The sequence below is a fragment of the Trebonia sp. genome, from assembly GCF_049794275.1.
Lineage (GTDB): Bacteria > Actinomycetota > Actinomycetes > Streptosporangiales > Streptosporangiaceae > Trebonia.
In genome coordinates this window covers 1-2139 of sequence record NZ_JBARCR010001192.1, presented here as the reverse complement: position 1 = coordinate 2139, position 2139 = coordinate 1, and the positions used below count along the sequence as shown (strand labels likewise).

The following is a 2139-nucleotide window of genomic DNA, read 5'->3' as shown; positions in this document are numbered from 1 at the left end:
CCAGGAAATCGAACACGTCCGCCGCGGTCACCTCCACCGGGCCCTTCCCGGTCACCGCGAAGAACGTCTTCAGATCAAAGGCTGCCGCCCGCAGCGTGTTCGGCCGGCACCGGCCCGCCACGAACTCCAGATACCGGTCCACCAGCCGGTCTCCGAGGCGGTAACGGACCTGGCCAGGCCCCGAAACGAAACGCTCAAGACACGGAAAGGTGCTCATTTCAGCACCATCCCAGCGCGTGACGCAAGAACACTGAAGCGACACGGATCACCCGTGTATTAAGCGTTCGGCACGCTCGGACCCACGGTGTTCAGTCACCGTATGTGAGGGATCCTTCAACCCTGACCGACAGCGCCAAGTCGAGGCGTTCTGCAGGCATTACCTCGGCGGACTGCATGGATCGCTCACACGTTCTAATTAGACGGTGGACGATGTCAATCTTGCGAATGACCTGCCTGACTGGTGGCCGTACCCCGCGCGGTGCGGCCACGGGCATCCCTGGTCGCCGGGCCACGTCCTGTCTCCCATGTGCGGTGCCTGTGCCGCGCCGACGAAGGCATCTCCGGGCATACCGTAGTCCGGTGCACGACCGACGGCTGCCGCTCAACCTGGTACCGCCCGCCGCACTACCCGCCCGGCGCAGCACCCTCCCGCGACACTGGCGTTCTCAACCCACGGATGTGGTTAGGCGATCGGACGCGAGGTGGCGAGCACAATACCGTGGGGAGCCATCGTCAGCCGACGCAGGGCGACTCAGAGTCTACTGAAACGTTCGATAACCGGCATTTACCAGTCATCCAGCTACAGTGGCCGACGCCAGCCGACAGGCGGGTCTCGTTCGCCGCGGGGGAGTCACCTCGCATCCGAAGCCGTCGCCGGCTCCAGCACGGCCGAGCCGAGCCAGTGGCTTGCCCGCAGCGCGAGCTCTACGTCGCTGCGGTTTTCGCCCACCGGCCGGCCGATGCTCTCCTGTGCCTTGCGGACCCGGTACTGGACCGTGTTCTTGTGCAGCCTCAGCCACTCCGCGGTCGTCTTGTAACTGCCCCCGCTTTCCAGGAAGACCAGCAGGGTCTCGCGCAGCCGGGCATGGTGCTCGTCGTCGGCGGCCAGGCCCGCCAGCGTGCCGAGCACCCACGGCCGCAGCAGTTCCCTGGATGTGAGCATCATCGCCACGGGCGCGACCTGGCTGAACGTTACCGCACGTGGCGCCGGAGATCCTGAGGCGAGCGCGACCGCCTGGGCGGCGGTGGCCTGCTGGTGGGTGACGCGGAACCCTCTCGTGCCCTTCGCCGCGTCGCCGACGGCGAAATGGATGTCGTCGTCCATCTCGGCCTTGTCCACCGCGGCAGCGTCGAACCCGTCCCGGCTCCCCAGCGGCAGCCAGGCCCAGGCGCTCGATTCGTCGCGGGGCAGGAACAGCGGTTCGCCGTGGCAGGCCGCTTGTCCAGCGACGTGGCTGATCGCGCGCTCGAGCCGGGTGATCTCCTCCGTGGTACCCGCCGCGTCGCCCGCCCAGCACACCACCCCCACGTGGTATTGGCGCAACCGGTAGCCGAGGGTAACCTCCGCCGCGCTGACGTCGATCCGCTCGCCCGACAGCAGGTCGCGGATCCGGGCGGCCCGCGCGGCGCTGCGGTTCCGCAGCCAGATCTCCCTTTCCTGCCCGTAGGCCTCGACCATCTTCTCGGATATGTAGTCGATGTAACCAGCGACGGCCCTGGACATGCTCAACGTGGCGGCGCTGACCATCTCGGCGTCAGCCGGGTGCTGAGCCAGTTCCTTGAGCACCCAGTCGGTGAAGCACGCGTGCCCGACCCGGTAGGCGCGCAGCAGCGCGGTCAGCGGCGTGCCGCGCTGCGCCAGCCGGCGCGCGTACTCCACGGCCGCGGCGGGGGCTGGCACGGCGCTCAGGTCGATCCTGTGCTGCATTATCTGAAGGCAGGTGTCCACGTTACTGTCGACGCTGGAAGCGAGCAGGGCGAGCACCGGCTTGTCGTCGCGCAGCTGCGGGATCTCCCGGACGATCGTCTCGTAGACATCCTCGCGCACGACGGCGACTCGGCGGGTGACTGCCGCCGCGACCTCGCTCATCAGTTCGGCGACCGCGGGGCGATCCATATCCACCTGCGGATTCTCGCACA

The 2139-nt window shown here is 67.7% G+C and carries 1 protein-coding gene and 1 pseudogene; both read right to left on the bottom strand.

From position 1 onward, the window contains the following. Window positions 1-217 (bottom strand): annotated as a pseudogene (locus WA805_RS29450) (hypothetical protein); the annotation flags it as partial. A 633-nt stretch (window positions 218-850) separates the two neighbouring features. Beyond that, the coding region (locus tag WA805_RS29445; protein WP_425239075.1) for a PucR family transcriptional regulator at window positions 851-2139 on the bottom strand (1289 nt) is incomplete at its 5' end.